The organism is Nonomuraea sp. B19D2 (genome assembly GCF_040137845.1).
In the GTDB taxonomy this organism is placed as follows: domain Bacteria; phylum Actinomycetota; class Actinomycetes; order Streptosporangiales; family Streptosporangiaceae; genus Nonomuraea.
In genome coordinates, this window is sequence record NZ_JBEFAK010000036.1 from 93,884 (window position 1) to 107,945 (window position 14,062).

17 protein-coding genes and 1 tRNA gene are annotated in these 14,062 nt (G+C 68.1%); 10 read left to right on the forward strand and 8 right to left on the reverse strand.

Annotation, left to right across the window (positions count from 1 at the left end; genetic code table 11):
- Window positions 1-66 precede the first annotated feature (66 nt).
- Together ABN273_RS43465 and ABN273_RS43470 are read left to right on the forward strand one after the other, a co-directional pair.
- Window positions 67-504 (forward strand): carboxymuconolactone decarboxylase family protein, encoded by a 438-nt coding sequence (locus tag ABN273_RS43465; protein ID WP_349455403.1) that lies wholly within the window; start codon window positions 67-69, stop codon window positions 502-504.
- Window positions 501-1,670, forward strand: coding sequence for an MFS transporter (locus tag ABN273_RS43470; RefSeq protein WP_349455404.1), 1,170 nt, complete (start codon window positions 501-503; stop codon window positions 1,668-1,670). The genes ABN273_RS43465 and ABN273_RS43470 overlap by 4 nt, the downstream gene beginning before the upstream one ends.
- Window position 1,671: 1 nt before the next feature.
- On the opposite strand, the gene ABN273_RS43475 is transcribed toward ABN273_RS43470, so the two are convergent.
- Together ABN273_RS43475 and ABN273_RS43480 are read right to left on the reverse strand one after the other, a co-directional pair.
- Window positions 1,672-2,694, reverse strand: coding sequence for a DUF8832 domain-containing protein (locus tag ABN273_RS43475; protein ID WP_349455406.1), 1,023 nt, complete (start codon window positions 2,692-2,694; stop codon window positions 1,672-1,674).
- A complete protein-coding gene (locus tag ABN273_RS43480) occupies window positions 2,691-2,903 on the reverse strand; it encodes a heavy-metal-associated domain-containing protein (protein WP_349455407.1) in 213 nt (70 codons plus the stop codon). The genes ABN273_RS43475 and ABN273_RS43480 overlap by 4 nt, the downstream gene beginning before the upstream one ends.
- 496 nt (window positions 2,904-3,399) lie before the next feature.
- Between ABN273_RS43480 and ABN273_RS43485 the strand changes: the two genes are divergently transcribed.
- The 3 genes from ABN273_RS43485 (at window position 3,400) to ABN273_RS43495 (ending at window position 4,351) form a co-directional block, all read left to right on the forward strand.
- Window positions 3,400-3,519, forward strand: coding sequence for a DLW-39 family protein (locus tag ABN273_RS43485; protein ID WP_218154143.1), 120 nt, complete (start codon window positions 3,400-3,402; stop codon window positions 3,517-3,519).
- A gap of 15 nt (window positions 3,520-3,534) precedes the next feature.
- Window positions 3,535-4,263, forward strand: a complete 729-nt coding sequence (locus tag ABN273_RS43490) for an HAD-IA family hydrolase (protein ID WP_349455408.1) — start codon at window positions 3,535-3,537, stop codon at window positions 4,261-4,263.
- 15 nt (window positions 4,264-4,278) lie between these two features.
- Window positions 4,279-4,351, forward strand: a tRNA-Ala gene (locus ABN273_RS43495).
- 71 nt (window positions 4,352-4,422) lie between these two features.
- Here the strand turns inward: ABN273_RS43495 and ABN273_RS43500 are convergent.
- Genes ABN273_RS43500 through ABN273_RS43515 form a run of 4 tightly spaced genes read right to left on the reverse strand, consistent with a single transcriptional unit; the run spans window position 4,423 to window position 6,783 of the window.
- The gene (locus tag ABN273_RS43500) at window positions 4,423-4,782 is read right to left on the reverse strand and encodes a tyrosine-type recombinase/integrase (protein WP_349455409.1); all 360 of its coding nucleotides are present in this window, start codon (window positions 4,780-4,782) and stop codon (window positions 4,423-4,425) included.
- On the reverse strand, window positions 4,758-4,940 hold the full coding sequence (locus tag ABN273_RS43505) for a hypothetical protein (RefSeq protein ID WP_349455410.1): 183 nt from the start codon (window positions 4,938-4,940) through the stop codon (window positions 4,758-4,760). The genes ABN273_RS43500 and ABN273_RS43505 overlap by 25 nt, the downstream gene beginning before the upstream one ends.
- 9 nt (window positions 4,941-4,949) lie before the next feature.
- Window positions 4,950-5,636: a response regulator transcription factor gene (locus ABN273_RS43510; protein ID WP_349455411.1), complete on the reverse strand. Its 687-nt coding sequence runs from the start codon at window positions 5,634-5,636 to the stop codon at window positions 4,950-4,952.
- Between the two features lie 19 nt (window positions 5,637-5,655).
- Window positions 5,656-6,783: a sensor histidine kinase gene (locus tag ABN273_RS43515; RefSeq protein ID WP_349455412.1), complete on the reverse strand. Its 1,128-nt coding sequence runs from the start codon at window positions 6,781-6,783 to the stop codon at window positions 5,656-5,658.
- A gap of 135 nt (window positions 6,784-6,918) precedes the next feature.
- Here ABN273_RS43515 and ABN273_RS43520 point away from each other — a divergent pair, with 135 nt between their 5' ends.
- The gene (locus ABN273_RS43520; RefSeq protein WP_349455414.1) at window positions 6,919-8,436 is read left to right on the forward strand and encodes an alpha/beta hydrolase; all 1,518 of its coding nucleotides are present in this window, start codon (window positions 6,919-6,921) and stop codon (window positions 8,434-8,436) included.
- Between the two features lie 136 nt (window positions 8,437-8,572).
- Here the strand turns inward: ABN273_RS43520 and ABN273_RS43525 are convergent, their stop codons facing one another.
- A complete protein-coding gene (locus ABN273_RS43525) occupies window positions 8,573-9,106 on the reverse strand; it encodes a CPBP family glutamic-type intramembrane protease (protein ID WP_349455415.1) in 534 nt (177 codons plus the stop codon).
- A gap of 173 nt (window positions 9,107-9,279) precedes the next feature.
- On the opposite strand from ABN273_RS43525, the gene ABN273_RS43530 reads away from it, so the two are divergent.
- A complete protein-coding gene (locus ABN273_RS43530) occupies window positions 9,280-9,849 on the forward strand; it encodes a hypothetical protein (RefSeq protein WP_349455416.1) in 570 nt (189 codons plus the stop codon).
- A gap of 391 nt (window positions 9,850-10,240) precedes the next feature.
- Window positions 10,241-11,059 carry a tyrosine-type recombinase/integrase gene (locus ABN273_RS43535; RefSeq protein WP_349455417.1) on the forward strand — a complete coding sequence of 273 codons (819 nt, stop codon included), beginning with the start codon at window positions 10,241-10,243 and terminating at the stop codon, window positions 11,057-11,059.
- A gap of 83 nt (window positions 11,060-11,142) precedes the next feature.
- Here ABN273_RS43535 and ABN273_RS43540 read toward each other — a convergent pair whose 3' ends face one another.
- On the reverse strand, window positions 11,143-11,874 hold the full coding sequence (locus ABN273_RS43540) for a hypothetical protein (RefSeq protein WP_349455418.1): 732 nt from the start codon (window positions 11,872-11,874) through the stop codon (window positions 11,143-11,145).
- 436 nt (window positions 11,875-12,310) lie between these two features.
- Between ABN273_RS43540 and ABN273_RS43545 the strand changes: the two genes are divergently transcribed.
- Window positions 12,311-12,706 (forward strand): hypothetical protein, encoded by a 396-nt coding sequence (locus tag ABN273_RS43545; protein WP_349455420.1) that lies wholly within the window; start codon window positions 12,311-12,313, stop codon window positions 12,704-12,706.
- 281 nt (window positions 12,707-12,987) lie between these two features.
- Window positions 12,988-13,815, forward strand: a complete 828-nt coding sequence (locus ABN273_RS43550; RefSeq protein WP_349455421.1) for a DUF4231 domain-containing protein — start codon at window positions 12,988-12,990, stop codon at window positions 13,813-13,815.
- Window positions 13,816-14,062 lie beyond the last annotated feature (247 nt).

Genomic DNA, 14,062 nt, shown 5'->3' on the forward strand with positions numbered 1-14,062 from the left:
GTTTGCCGGAAATTGGAGCTTATCTCGGGACAAAATGGGACCCAAGATGGACGCATGACACAACGAATGAATCTCGGACCGCTGGTTGGCGACGTTTACCGGCACGCGGGCGCGCTGGACAGCTTCGTCGAGGAGAGCGCGCTCCCCAAGCCCCTGCTGTACCTGGTGTTGCTGCGCGCCAGTCAGATCAACGGCTGCGTCTACTGCGTGGACGCGCACAGCGCCGACGCCAGGCAGGCGGGGGAGAGTGACGCCCGGCTGCACTCGGTCGCCGTTTGGCGCGAGTCGCCGTTCTTCACCGAGCAGGAACGCGCCGCCCTGGCCTACACCGAGGCCGCCACCAGGCTCTCCACCGATGACGTCACGGACGAGATCTGGGATCAGGCGGCTGCCCACTTCGCTGAGAAGGAGCTGGCGGCGCTGATCGTGGCCGTGGCCACCATCAACTTCTGGAACCGCCTGGCTGTCTCCACCCGGATGACCCCGCCTTCGTACAAGCCATGAAAAATCGACGAATCCTGGTCTATGCCCAGCTCGCGAACTCCATTGGCGACGGTGTCTACCTCGTCACCTCCGCGTTCTACTTCGCCAGGATCGTCGGCCTGTCGGCCACCGAGATCGGCCTCGGCCTCACGCTGGGCTGGGCCGTCGGCGCGGTGGCCGGCGTGCCGCTCGGCCATCTGGCCGACCGGCGCGGGCCCCGCGGAGTCGCCGTGCTGCTCGCGCTCACCACCGCCACGGCGGTCGCCTCCTTCTTGCTCGTCCGCTCGTTCGCGCTGTTCGTGCTCGTGGCCTGCCTGTACGGCACGGCGCAGACCGGCTTGTCGGCCGCCCGCCAGGCCCTGCTCGCCGGGCTGATCGCCCCCGCCGAGCGCACGGCCGTACGGGCCGTCCTGCAGTCCACGCTCAACGGCGGCCTGGCCGTCGGCGCCGCCCTGGGCGGGCTCGCCCTCCACCTCGGCACGCACGCCGCTTACGCGGCGGTGTTCGCACTCGACGCCCTGAGCTTCCTGGTCGCCGCCTTCCTCCTGCTCAGGCTGCCTGCCGTACGGGTCGCTCAGGTCGCCTCCGGCCCGCGGCTCGCGGTGCTCAGGGATCGTCCCTACGCGCTCGTCACGCTGATCAACGCCGTGCTGCTCTTCTACATGCCGCTGCTCAGCCTGATCGTGCCGCTCTGGATCACCTCCCGGACGAGCGCGCCCACCTGGATGGTCTCGGTGCTGCTGCTGATCAACACCGGCACGGTGCTGCTCTTCCAGGTGCGGGTGGCAAGGCGCGTGAAGGGACTGCGCTCTGCCTCTCTGTCGGTGCGGAACGCCGGGTTGGTGATGTTCGCCGCCTGCGCGGTGTTCGCGTTGAGCCCGTACGGGTGGCTGTTCCTGCTGGTGGCGGCCGGGCTGCAGGTCTTCAGCGAGATGCTGCTGGCCTCCGGGGGCTGGGAGATCGGCTTCGCCCTCGCCCCTGACGACAAGCAGGGCCAGTACCAGGCGTTCTTCGGCACCGGCGTGGCCGTGGCGAGGATGCTCGGGCCCGTCGTGCTCACCACGCTGGTGCTGGGCGGCGGCACGCTCGGGTGGCTGCTGCTCGGCGCGGTGTTCGTGGCGGCCGGCGCCTCGATGGCACCGGCCGTCAGATGGGGGCAGCGCTCGCTTGCCGGGGCGGCTGCCTGACTCAGTGCTTGTGGTCGTGGGTGGCGGACGGCGCGTGGCCGTCCGCCAGCGTGGCCGTGGCGGTGAAGCTCGCCGTACGGACCTTGTCGTCGTGCTGGAAGTCCAGGAACAGCCGGTAGTCGCCGCCGCTGGGCGCCTCCGCGTAGAAGGTGATCTCCGGTCCGGCCTTGCCGCTCTCTTCCGGATGCACGTGCAGGTAGGCCAGGTCACCTGCCCGCAGAGCGACCAGGTGACCGTACGCGCCGAGGTAAGGCTGCAGGTCGGTCACCGGCTCGCCGTCCTTGTTCACCGTGAGCGTCAGCTTGCCCGCGCGGCCCGGGACCAGGTCTCCCGCGAGGTTCACGGTGTAGGCGTCGACCGCGGCCGTACGGCTGACGTGGGGCAGCGGCTCGTGCCGGTAGTCGCCCTCGGCCTGCAGGTCCACGCCGAGCGTCAGGTTCTCGCCGCCCTCGGGGGTGAAGTCGGCGAAGGCGCGGTACGGGCCCGCCTTGGGGAGCGTCAGCCTGACCGACCAGGTGCCGTCGGGGGCCAGGGCCGGATGTACGTGCTGGAAGCTCACGAGGTCGCGGGAGGCGACGATGAGGTGGAGCTTCTTGTCGTGCTCCGTCCGGTAGCGGGTCACCGGCTCGCCGTCGGGACCTTTCACGGTGAACCGGAAGTCCGTGGGCTGGCCGGGCATGATCATCGTGGCGACCGGGTCGAGGGTGTAGCCGTTCTGCGACACTTGGAGCCCTCCAGGGGCGTCGCCGCTCACTGGCCGCACGGCTTGCCCGTGGGCTTGCTGGGCGGCGTGCCCGTGGGCTTCCTGAGCGGCGTGGCCGTCGGCTTCCTGGGCGGCGTGCCCGTGGGCTTCCTGAGCGGCGTGGCCGTCGGCTTCCTGGGCGGTGTGATCGCTGGGCCCGGCTGGCATCGGGGGCTGAGCAACCGTGGGATCGGGGCCGACCAACCGACCCACTCCCAGAGCACCGCCGAAGACGACGACCAGCCCCAGGGCGTAGGCACCGATCCTGCCCGGCGCATTCATGCTCGCCCCGCCACCTCGTATCCCGCCTCTTCGACCGCCGCGGTGATCTTGGCCGAGTCAACGGGGCCATCGCTGTCGACCGTCAACAGGCCGCTGGCCAGATCCACGTTGACGGAGGTGACCCCTGCCACCTCGCCGACCTCCTCCTTCACCGAGCTCACGCAGTGGCCGCAGGTCATGCCCTTCACGGTGTAGGCGGCGGTGCTCATGACGATCTCCTCAGTGTGCGTGCGCGTGCGCGTGTTTGTGCTCTTGCATTGATCCTTCGTATGCCCCGCGACTCTATACCCCGAGGCGGTATGCGGTCGGAACCACGGGCTCTCTATGTCGTACGGCGGGTTCCCGCCTGAGGTTCGGCCGGCCCCGAGGCGGACACCAGTGGAATGCGACACACGCGGAAGTCGAGGCCGTGCCGAGCCACGCGCCCGGGCGCGATATTTGGCATGATCGAGCTGTTGTCCGAGATAGCGGATACCAGAGGCGGACCCAGGCGGGCGCCCATGACGGACGGAAAGGGGTTCCAGAGGGCCGTCGATGGGCGGGCGTATCGGCCCCCAACCTGGGGGTTGACCACTCGTTCTCCGCACATTCCGCACATCTGGCCCGTGCGCAACACCGGGAGCGCAGCCATCCCTTGCTAGGCTGCTTGTCAACCGTTGGGTCTCACCCCGGCAGGTGAGGCCGTCGAAGAAGTGGGGTCACACCGTGAAGAAGCTGCTTGTTCTGGCGCTGATCGCCCTTGGGGGGTTGCTGATCTGGCGTAAGGTGCAGGCCGACCGTGCAGAGCTCGATCTCTGGACCGAGGCGACCGGCACCGAGAACTAACCGACCGGCGAGGCGATGAGTGACGTCGTCCCCGTAAAGCTGGTGTGCCTGGACCTGGCAGGCACCACAGTCGGTGACATCGCCATGGTCGAGCGCGCCTTCGCAGAGGCGATCGCGACCCAGGGCATAGTGCCCGGGACCGGAGCGTACGCGCGTGCCATGGTTCACGTGCACCGGTCCCGGGGCTGCCCCAAGATCGATGTCTTCCGCGGGATCTTCCCCGGAAACGAGGCCCAGGCGCAAGCGGCGAACCTGACGTTCGAGCGCTCCTATGAGGGCGCCCTCGAGCGGGCAGGTCTCTCACCCATGCCCGGAGCCCTGGAGGTCCTCGACAAACTCCGCGGCACCGGCATCAAGCTCGCCCTGATCACCGGCTTCAGCCGCACCACCCTGAGCCGCGTCCTGAGCGTGCTCGGCTGGCACGACAAGATCGACCTTGCCATCTCCCCCGAAGACGCCGGCGGCCGCGGCCGCCCCTGGCCGGACATGATCCTGTACGCGGTGCTGCGCCTGGGGGTGGAGGACGTACGCCACGTGGCGGTCATCGGCGACTCGGAAAGCGACATGCTGTGCGGCAAGCGCGCGGGCGCGTCGATCGTGGCTGGGGTGATGACCGGCGTCCACAGCCGCGAACGCCTTCTCAAGGGCGGCGCCACCCACATCCTCGACTCGATCGTGGACTTCCCGAGTTTGGTGTTGAGCGGTGACCTTGGTACGACGCAGGTAGCCTCGTCTGCCCGGTAAGCTATCTTCGTCGAAGGGGCCTTAGCTCAGTTGGCAGAGCGCCTGCTTTGCAAGCAGGAAGTCAGGAGTTCGAATCTCCTAGGCTCCACACATACGAAAGCCCAGGTCAACGGCCTGGGCTTTCGATCTTTCTGGGGTCCGGTTTTGGGGTCGTGCCCGTTACGTGCCCGATGGCTTCTTGGTGAGCGCACCGCGGGCGAGGGCGTCAAGCCTGCGTGCGACCTCGCGCTTACGCTCGTCGGTGGAGTGCTGGTAGATGAGCGCCGCCCGAGTGCTGGAGTGGCCCATGCGGGTCATCAGCTCTCGGGTGGATGCGCCCGTGCTGGCGGCCAGGGTGTTGCCGGTGTGTCGGAGATCGTGGAAATGGATCTTCGGTACGCCCGCGTCCTGGAGTGCCTTGGCCCAGACACGGCGGTTGAAGTTGGTGTTGCGCAGCGCCCCGTTGTCCGGTCCGGCGAAGATCAAGCCTTCCGGGCCGTCCTGGGCGAAGTCCTTCACGTGCGCGCGCAACTTGGCCACTTCCCCTGATCGTCCACTCCCCGCGCGTTGCTCAATGAGGTATTGCTGTGCACGATCACGATCACCGCTTCCATGGCCACTCCGGCGCTACCTGTTGCGATCAGCAAGCGTCCGACCGTCTTTCGCAGAAACAGCAGCAGTGCGGCTGTGACGAGCATGACCGCGGATCAGCGCGGGTTCCCGCGGCCGGGGTCTGGCTCGGCCGGCCGGGGTGTGCTGTCCAGGTAGGTGAGTACTGCGCGTACGCGGCGGTGGCCGGAGTCGTCCGGTGCCAGGCCGAGCTTGGCGAAGATGTTGCCGATGTGCTTGTGGACGGCGTTGTCGGAGATGCGCATCCGCTCGGCGATGGTGGCGTTGTCGTGGCCCTGCGCCATGAGGGCGAGCGACTCTCGCTCGCGGGAGGTGAGGGTGTCCAGGGGGTCGCCGGCGCGGCGGGCGAGGAGTTGGGCGACCACTTCGGGGTCCATGGCGGTGCCGCCGGCCGCGACGCGGCGCAGGGCGTCAACGAATTCGGCCACCCGGCCGATGCGGTCCTTGAGGAGGTAGCCGATGCCGCCGCGGCCGTCGGAGAGGAGCTCGCCGGCGTACTCGCGCTCGACGTACTGCGAGAGCACCAGGATCGGCAGCGCGCCGTGCTCCCGGCGGGCCCGCAGCGCGGCGTGGATTCCCTCGTCGCGGAACGACGGTGGCAGCCGCACGTCGACGATCGCGATGTCGGGGCGGTGCTCGGCGACGGCGAGGAGGAACGCCTCGCCGTCGCAGACGACCGCCACGACTTCGCAGCCCTTCGCCGCCAGCAGCAGCTCCAGGCCGCTGGACAGCAGGACGTTGTCCTCGGCGATCACGACCCGCACGGGACCTCCTGAACGATCACTATGCGCACGGCATCTGGACGGCGAGCGTGGTGGGGCCGCCCGGCGGGCTGTCGAGGCGGACCGCGCCGTCCAGGGCGGCGACCCGCCGGCGTATCCCGGGGATCCCGGTGCCGCGCGCCTCGTCGGCGCCGCCCCTTCCGTCGTCGGTTACCTCGATGGACAACACGTCGTCGGCGCGCTCGATCCGGAGGGCCACTCGCGTGGCGGCGGCGTGCTTGGTCACGTTCGTCAGCGCCTCGGCGATCACGTAGTAGGCCACCGCCTCCACGGTCGCCGGGAGCGCGCCCAGATCGGCGAGCTCGATGTGGACCGGCACACTCGACCGGGCGGCCAGCGCCGTCAGCGCCCCGTCGAGCCCACGGTCGGCGAGGATCGGCGGGTAGATCGTCTGGAGCACCGCGCGGAGCTCGACCATCGCCTCCTCCGCCGTCTCGTGCGCCTGCGCGAGCAGCGCCGCGACCGTGTCCGGATCGTCGGCGAGCGACTCCCGGGCCATGCCCAGTTGCATGGCAATGGTCACCAGGCGCGCCTGCGTCCCGTCGTGCAGATCGCGTTCGATCCGCTGGAGCTCCGCGCCATGGGCGTCGACCACGCCGACCCGGCTCCTGGTCAGCACGTCGACCCGCTCGGTGAGCCGTTCGCGGGCCGACGGCGCGAGCACCGCCAGGCACAGCCGCGCGTGGAGTCGCGCCAGCGCCGGGAGCACCCACCAGGCCGCCGCACCGAGGACGGCGATCTGAACAGAGCCCCCGACCAGCGCGGTCTCCCAATCGCCCACATGGACATCGAAGAACGAGAACAGGGTGGGACGCGCGTCGGTGGGAAACGCCCACCACAATGGCAACGCCACCGCGGCGACCAGGATGTTGCCCAGGCACATCAGGGCGGCCAGCCCGAGCGGGAACCCGACGGCGACGTGCGCGAGCGCCCAGGCGAGATCCCGCCGCCCGCCCGGCCGCCCATCGACCGGAACGCCGAGCAGCCGGCCGGCCCGCTGACGGTGCCAGTCCGCCCAGCCCCGCGCCGCCGGCGGCGCGAGCAGCACCGGCAACGCAAGCACTGTGACCACGGCGGTGGCCAGCGTGCCCAGTAGGTAGACCGAGCCGGAGAACGCACGGTCACGCATGCGCACCTCCTCACGACGCCGTACGGAGATCATTATCCGTCACCGGTCCCCGCCGGGCACTACAGCGGGCTGTACCAACGCGCGTGCGGCCAGCTGTATCGTGCCGGACGTCCGGCCGAAATAGCGTCCCCGACCATGAAACCGACATGTGCGCGGACCCGCAGACGCCTGGTCCCGGCCATCGCCTTGATCGCCCTGTCCGCCGCCGTTGCGCCCGCGGCCAGAGCCGACGGCGGCCCGCCCCCACCGCTCGACTGGAAGCCCTGCGCACAGGGCCCCCACGACGCCCTCGGCAGGGAGCTCGACCGGGCAGGCGCACAGTGCGCGGAGCTCACCGTCCCACTCGACCACTTCAGGCCCGGCGGCCGCACCATCAAACTCGCGTTGTCCCGCCTCCCCGCCACCGACCGCGCCCATCGCATCGGCACCATGGTCCTCAACCACGGCGGCCCCGGCGAGAGCACGCTGGGCATGCCCCTGCAGACGCGCGCGGCCATGAAGGACGTTGCCGCCCGTTACGACCTCGTCGGCCTGGACCCGCGCTTCGTCGGGCGCAGCACGCCGCTCGACTGCGGTTGGCCCATCGGCCTGTGGCTCCGCTCGGCCGGCCCGACCCGCGCCCGGTTCGATCACCAGGTGGCGGTGCAGCACGACCTGGCCAAGCGCTGCGCCCGGCGCCACGCCGACGTGCTCCCGTACGCCAACACGCGCGACACGGCGCGCGACATCGACCTCGTGCGCCGCGTCCTCGGGGAGCGCCGGATCTCCTTCCTCGGCTACTCCTACGGCAGCTACCTGGGCGCGGTCTACACCCAGATGTTCCCCGGCCGCACCGACCGCGTGGTCCTGGACAGCGCGGGTGACCCGAACAAGTGGGGCCCCCGGGCGACGCAGGGCACCGAAGATGAGGCGGAACGCGCGCTGCGCGGCTGGGCGGCTTGGGCCGCCAAACGTCACGGCACCTATGGCCTCGGCGCCACCCCCGCCCGCGTGCTCGCCACCGTGAACGCAATCGTTGCCGCCGCGCAGGACCGCCCGCTGCGCGTCGGACCGTACGAGGTGGACGACCAGGCGGTCCCGTACATCCTCTCCGCCGGCTCCGGCGACGACCGCCCCGCGGCCCGCGCGGAGTTCACCTCCACCGTTCGAACCCTGAACGCGGCCGCGCACGGCCGCCCGGCCGCCCCCGGCTCCGAACTCGACGGATTCCTCACGTTCGTCCTGACCAGCGCCGGCTCCCCGCTCGCCAGCCCGGCTGCCGCGATCGTCTGCGGCGACCGCGCCGCGCCGCGCGACCCCGACGCCTACTGGAACGACGTCCAGCGCAGCCGTGCGCGCCACCCCCTCTTCGGCCCCCTCAAGAGCAACATCTGGCCCTGCGCCTTCTGGCCGAACCACCCGCGCGAGCACCCCACGCACGTCGCCAACCCCACCCCCGCGCTGATCGTGTCCGCCACCGGCGACACCGCCACCACCTACGAGGGCAGCAAGGCCATGCACCGGGCGCTGACCGGCTCCCGCCTGCTCACCCTGCGCGGCACCACCGCCCACGGGATCTACGGCGAATACGGTGACGCCTGCGTGGACGCCAAGGTCAACGCCTACCTGGCCACCGGCACCCTCCCCGCCGCCGATCCGATCTGCCATCCCTGACCCACCCCCCGAGGCCGGCGTGGGTGTCGAGCAGGACGCGGGCGCCCGGGTCGACCTGCTCGGCGCGCTTGCGGCCTGGTCCGGAGCGAGGCATCCGGTCCTCGGCCGGCGGACGGCGCCCCTCGTTTCGGGGGTCTTACATGGTGTAGGCGCCGGAGGCGAGGGCGATGACGCCGACCACGGTCATCAGCAGTGCCGAGCCGGGGTGCATGGCGATCGAGATGCGGATGTCCTGCTTCTTCCAGGCGAGCCAGACGCCCGGGTAGAGGAAGACGAGTTTCGACAGGACTGTCCAGGGGGCCCAGAAGTGGTACACCGAGAAGAAGAAGGTGTTGAAGAGCGGGGCCCATTTGCCGAGCTGTGGGAGGCGGGGCAGTAGGAAGCCGCGGAAGTAGTACTCCTCGAGCAGGGGCAGGGTGAAGCCGGTGAACGGTGCGCAGATGAGCAGGGTGGTGAGCACGATCTCCTGCGGGTAGCCCTGGAGGTAGGCGGTGCCGTCGGGGCCGGCGCCCTGGTAGTCGACCCAGGTGAAGAACCAGTCGTAGACGATGTTGTCCAGCGGGGTCAGCGAGAGCGAGACCGCGCTCATCCACACGAGGCACGCGGCCCCGAGCCAGAAGGCCTTGCCGGGCGGGAGTGGTTTGTCGCGGTAGTGGACGATGCCCTTCATCGTGAAGCGGCAAGTCCAACCGACCCGGCTCTCGCTCCGTCGAAATCCTCGTCCGGCAGGGGCCCTGGCTGATCAGGATCAGATATAAGGGCGCGGAGCGAGACGGCGAACTACCCGCCGAAGCCGAACTCCGCCTCGGCGCGGACCAGGTCGCCGAGGTCTTCATCGCGGAAATGGCCAAGGACCCCAGCACCGTCGCCCCTGTCGACAGTGGCGTGTGCGGTGCCCTCTCCATCTCGGACGTGGCCTCGGCCTTCTTCCCGTCCGTCACGGAAGTGAGTAGCAGCGGCGACGCTGACGACACCATCTGCACCTGGACAATCCGCGATGAGGACCGGCAGGCGGCCGAGGTGTCGAGAGGCGGCTACTGCGGCGGCGGGGAGATCACCCCAGCGGTCTTCGTCCCTCGTTGCGGCGAATTGCGCATCCACGTCAGCGACCTCGGAGACTCCGGCCGTCAGGACCATGAGACGTGGTTCGACAACAGGTCCGAAAGCTATGACCACCACTCGTCTTTCCGGCGCCTCGCCGGCGTCGGGGACCGGGCGTTCGTCGTCGGCGACCAGGCCCACGTCCTGACGGGAGACCACCTCCTCGAGCTCGATTACTGGGGCGAGAACATCGGCGGCGGTCGCCGCGACGCTTCCGGCTTCCGGGAGCCGAGCCTCGACGAAGCCACCCTCCGTAAGTCCTTCGTCCGGCTTGCCCCGATCTTCGTGTCCGGCTTGTCCACCCGTGATTGAGGTGTCGAGAGCCTCCTCGTCTTAGCCGACGGGCGGGGTGGGATGGTTGCGCGCCGCACCCGACGGCTGGCAGGTCCACGGACCGTGACGTGCGCCTCGCCACCACCTTTCCAAGCCGACGGCGTGCTGAACGCCGCCGCGCTCGCAGCGGCCGCCTTGGAGGTCTCGGCCGCCGAGCACGACCAGTGGCGGTAGCGAGCCGAAGCTGACGAAGTTGCCGCCATCCGGCGATCCGATGCAGGCGGAGCCTCTGCCCGGTACGGCAGGCGGGACCGATTCTTAGATAACTTTCGTTATCTGGCAAGATAGCGATCACCGGCATAGCGCGAGCTGGGCCACCGTCGCTCGGCGCGCAGGCTTTGTTTTCCAGTTATCTGGCAACCAACGGATCGTGGAGGTCGGCCCGGTGGATCCGGTCATCGCCGAGCAGCTCGGCCGCGCACACCCGCTCGCCCGGCACCTCGACGACTTCCTCACCGACCTGGCCAACGCTGGCGCCTCCGCCCACACCCGGCGCGCCTACCGCGGCGACCTGATCGCCTTCGCCGCCCACCACGGCGAGGACATCGCCGAACTGACCGCGACGCCGATCCGGGCGTTCCTGGCCGAGCTCGCCGACCTGGCGCCGGCCAGCCGCAAGCGCAAGCGCGCCGCCGTCGCCTCCTTTGCCAAGTGGGCGGTCCGCCACGACTTCCTGGCCGCCAACCCGATGGACCGCATCGATACCGTCAAGGTGCCCAAGAGCCTGCCTCGCCCGGCCGCGGCCGCCGACGTGGCCAAGGTGCTGGCGGTGGTCTGCTCGCGGCGGCCGCGCAAGGATCTGCCGCTGGACCGGCTGCGGGATCGGGTGCTGTTCGAGACCGCCTATGTGTGCGGCGCACGCGCCTCGGAGGTGTGCGGCCTGTACGTGGAGGACCTGGACCTGCGGCTGGACGACGAGCACGTCCGCATCCACGGCAAGGGCGGCAGCGTACGCACCGTACTGCTGGACGACCGCGGTTACGTCACCCTGCTCAAGCTCTACCTGGCCCGGGCCAGCTACACCGCCGGGCCGCTGTTCCGCGCCTCCATCAACGGCCGCGGCGGGCCGCTGTCCTACGACGCCGCCCACCACCGCTGGCAGGCCTACTGCGCCGCCGCGAAAGTCGGGATTGACATCCACCAGCTGCGTGGCCGCACCCTCGCAGCACTACAACAATCCGGACAATGAAGAAGAAGTTAGGCGTGTGAACATCCCGGCGCAGCCGAGTCGATTTCGTGCTCGGCCGCGCCGACGTGCCTGTGAGGTAGCGATCAGACGGCCCGGTCGTCGGGGCCGGACCTCGTTCCCGTGTCAAACCTCGCCGTCACAGGCGCGGTGCTCCAGTCGCTCACCTCATCGCCCCTGTCGACGCGCAGCAGCCGCGCCTGCACGACGTCCATCAGCTGGTCGGCGCCGGGCAGGAACTCCGGGCCGTTGACGAAGTGCATGACGGCTCCGACGACGTCCTGGCTGTCGTCCTCGTCGAGGTCCTCGGCGTCGAACGGCCTCCAGCCCGTCGCGGTGGCCGCCGCGAGAAGGCGAGCGGGGTCGTGGACGTGCATCTCCAGCAGGCTGATCGTGCGTACGACCGGCCCTGGGAAGGCGTCGAGGCGGGCGTCGCCCGGCGTGCGGCTCTCAAGGTCGCCACCGAGGCCGGCCGAGTCGCCGCGGCCCCGCCGCAGGGACTCCCACGTGGCGGCCAGCTCGGGGGCATCGGCCCAGGTCCCGTTCACGACATCGGCCAGCGTACGGCGGAAGGAGGCGGCGGGCGCGTCGGGCAGAGCCGCTGCGATCCGCTCCGACTCAGCGCGGGCGGCGGGGCCCAAGCCGTTCTCCAGCACCGAGGAGAGAAGGTAGGCAGCGTGCTGAGCGACGGCGGGATCGGTGCAGGTCAGTACGGCATGCAGGGTCGCGGGCTGGCCGGAGCGCTCGACGAGAGCGAGCACCCTGCTCTTGGCGCGGGTGTGCTCGCAGTGGAAGGCACGAGGGACGGCAGAGGTCATGACGGGTTCTCCATCAACGTGAGGTACGTGGAAAACCGCTGGTGGGCACGGTACGGCCACGCCCCCTGACGGAGAAGTCCTGCCCGCTGGTGCTGCTGGTACGGCCAGCTGCCCGGTTCGGTGTTCGCATCGTACCGCTTGGGTGTTGTTTCGGGTGACTACGCGTCGACTGGACCACCCGGGGTTGAACCGGTCGCGGGGTGGGCTCGTGCGGGTGCGCGCGTCGCTCAAACGAGTCGAACCACAAGACCTCGCAACAGGGAGTTGAGCAGGTCGACCACCCCAAGGCGTTGTTCGTTGTCCAGACGAGCGCAACGGTCTGGTGGATAAAGAACAAGCTAAGCGCATGGGATGTCTGGGGGCCGTTCTCGCGCACGGCCGTGCTCGGGCCGCGATGTCTCTGGACGAACATGATTCTTTGGGCAACCATTGCCGAATGGAGCGGCGCCTTACCATCGTGGCAGAGATCTCGGGAGTCATCGCCGCAGCAGCTGGCGTCGCAGCGCTCTTCGTCTCGAATCGTCCCGATCCGCCAGCCACAGTCAAGCCGTCTGCTGTGTCGTCAGCGTCGCCAAGTTTGCCGAACGCGCCTTCCGGTCAAGGCGGCGGACTTCGTGAGTGGTTCTCCCAAGTCGGTGATGCGGCGCAGCAGTTCGGGCAGGGCTGGACTGTGGGGGCACTTGCTGGGTGGGGCTTTGCTCTGTTCATCGTACTCTTGGTGATCGCCTACATCTTGAGGATGAACTATGCGTTACCCGGACCGATCGCCTTCCCGGTCATCGGCCTTTCTGGGCTCCTTCTGTGGATCCTGTGGCCATCTCTTTTGTCCTAATCCCCAGGGTCGTTCATAGCATCCGGCATCTATGTGATTCTTGTATGGGCGATCACCTGGCTCGTGGCCGACAACATGCTCTGGTGAATACCTCAGGGCGTCCGGCGGTCCCAGGCCGTACTGCACGTGCAGCCTCGAGCTGTTCTCGCGCACGGACGTGCTCATACCGCACCGTAGATAACAATGCGGCTGCATCTGTTACGAGCGTAAGCCCTTTAACGATGGACCTGTGTGTAGCGAGAAAAAGGTCCATAGACGCCAAGATCTTGGGACGAGAGAGAGTGAGTGATATCGTGCCAGCTCACGGTAGCAACACTTCGGCAGAAGATCTCGACGCCGAGAGGCGTGAATCTGCGCGCAAGATAGTTCAGCAACAGTCCACGCTGCGCAATCTCCGAACCACAAGGCTTCTGCAAGGCATATGGCTTATCGCAAGTCTGGTGACTGCCGCATTTCTTGGCAGCGCTATGTTCATTGGGATCTGGACTAACTATCGGACACCTTTCACCCTTATAGGGTTTGCCGCTGCTGCAATCTCTACAGCGTTTGCTGCCGGTTACCTTATCAAGCTCCGCCCTAAGATATCTGACAATGTACACACGCTTCGGACGTTTGAGACAGAACAACTCCACTTAGCCGCGAGAGAGGAGGCTAATCCGATCTCAGCCCTTCGTATCTATCGCCTCATCGCTACCAATGACATTGAGGAACTAAGTCGACATGCTCGGCGCAACCAACGCTACGCCAATATCCTGCAGTGGATAGTTATCCTCGGCTCTGTCACTTCTACGAGTCTTGCCGGCATCGCAGTAGGAGGCGGCGATCAGCCTATAGTCCGCCTCGTCACAGCCATCTCTAGCGGCTTAGTTAGCGTGGCTGCAGCAGCTGCTGGGTTCTTCAAGTTTCGTGAGCGCCGCACGACTCAACAACAGACAGCTGACGCGATGAAGAGGCATCTCAAAGCTGTCGAGCTACGGATTAGTGAGTATGACGAAGAGGATGAGGCGCTAGTGCTTAAGAGATTCGCCCAGAACATGGAAGAGTTGAAGGATGAGCAGCGTAAGCGCGAGTTGCAGCTAGAAGAGTCTACCGATAAAGATCCGGGCTAGACTGAACCTTTTTCAGGCTCCTTGGCCGGTGCCCTGGTCACAGCGTGATCGCAATGCCGGTATTCGGCCGGTGACATGAAGAAGCTCCTGGTAGACGGGTTGATCACCACAACCCACACTGTCGCAACCAGGAGCTTCCGGTGCTGTTCTACCGTGCCGCCGTCGATTTGTCGCATCAGACCCTGAACTACGTCGCTGGGGTGATCCGGCGGCGCCGTAAGTCCATGAGGTCGGTCTGGCGGCTGCT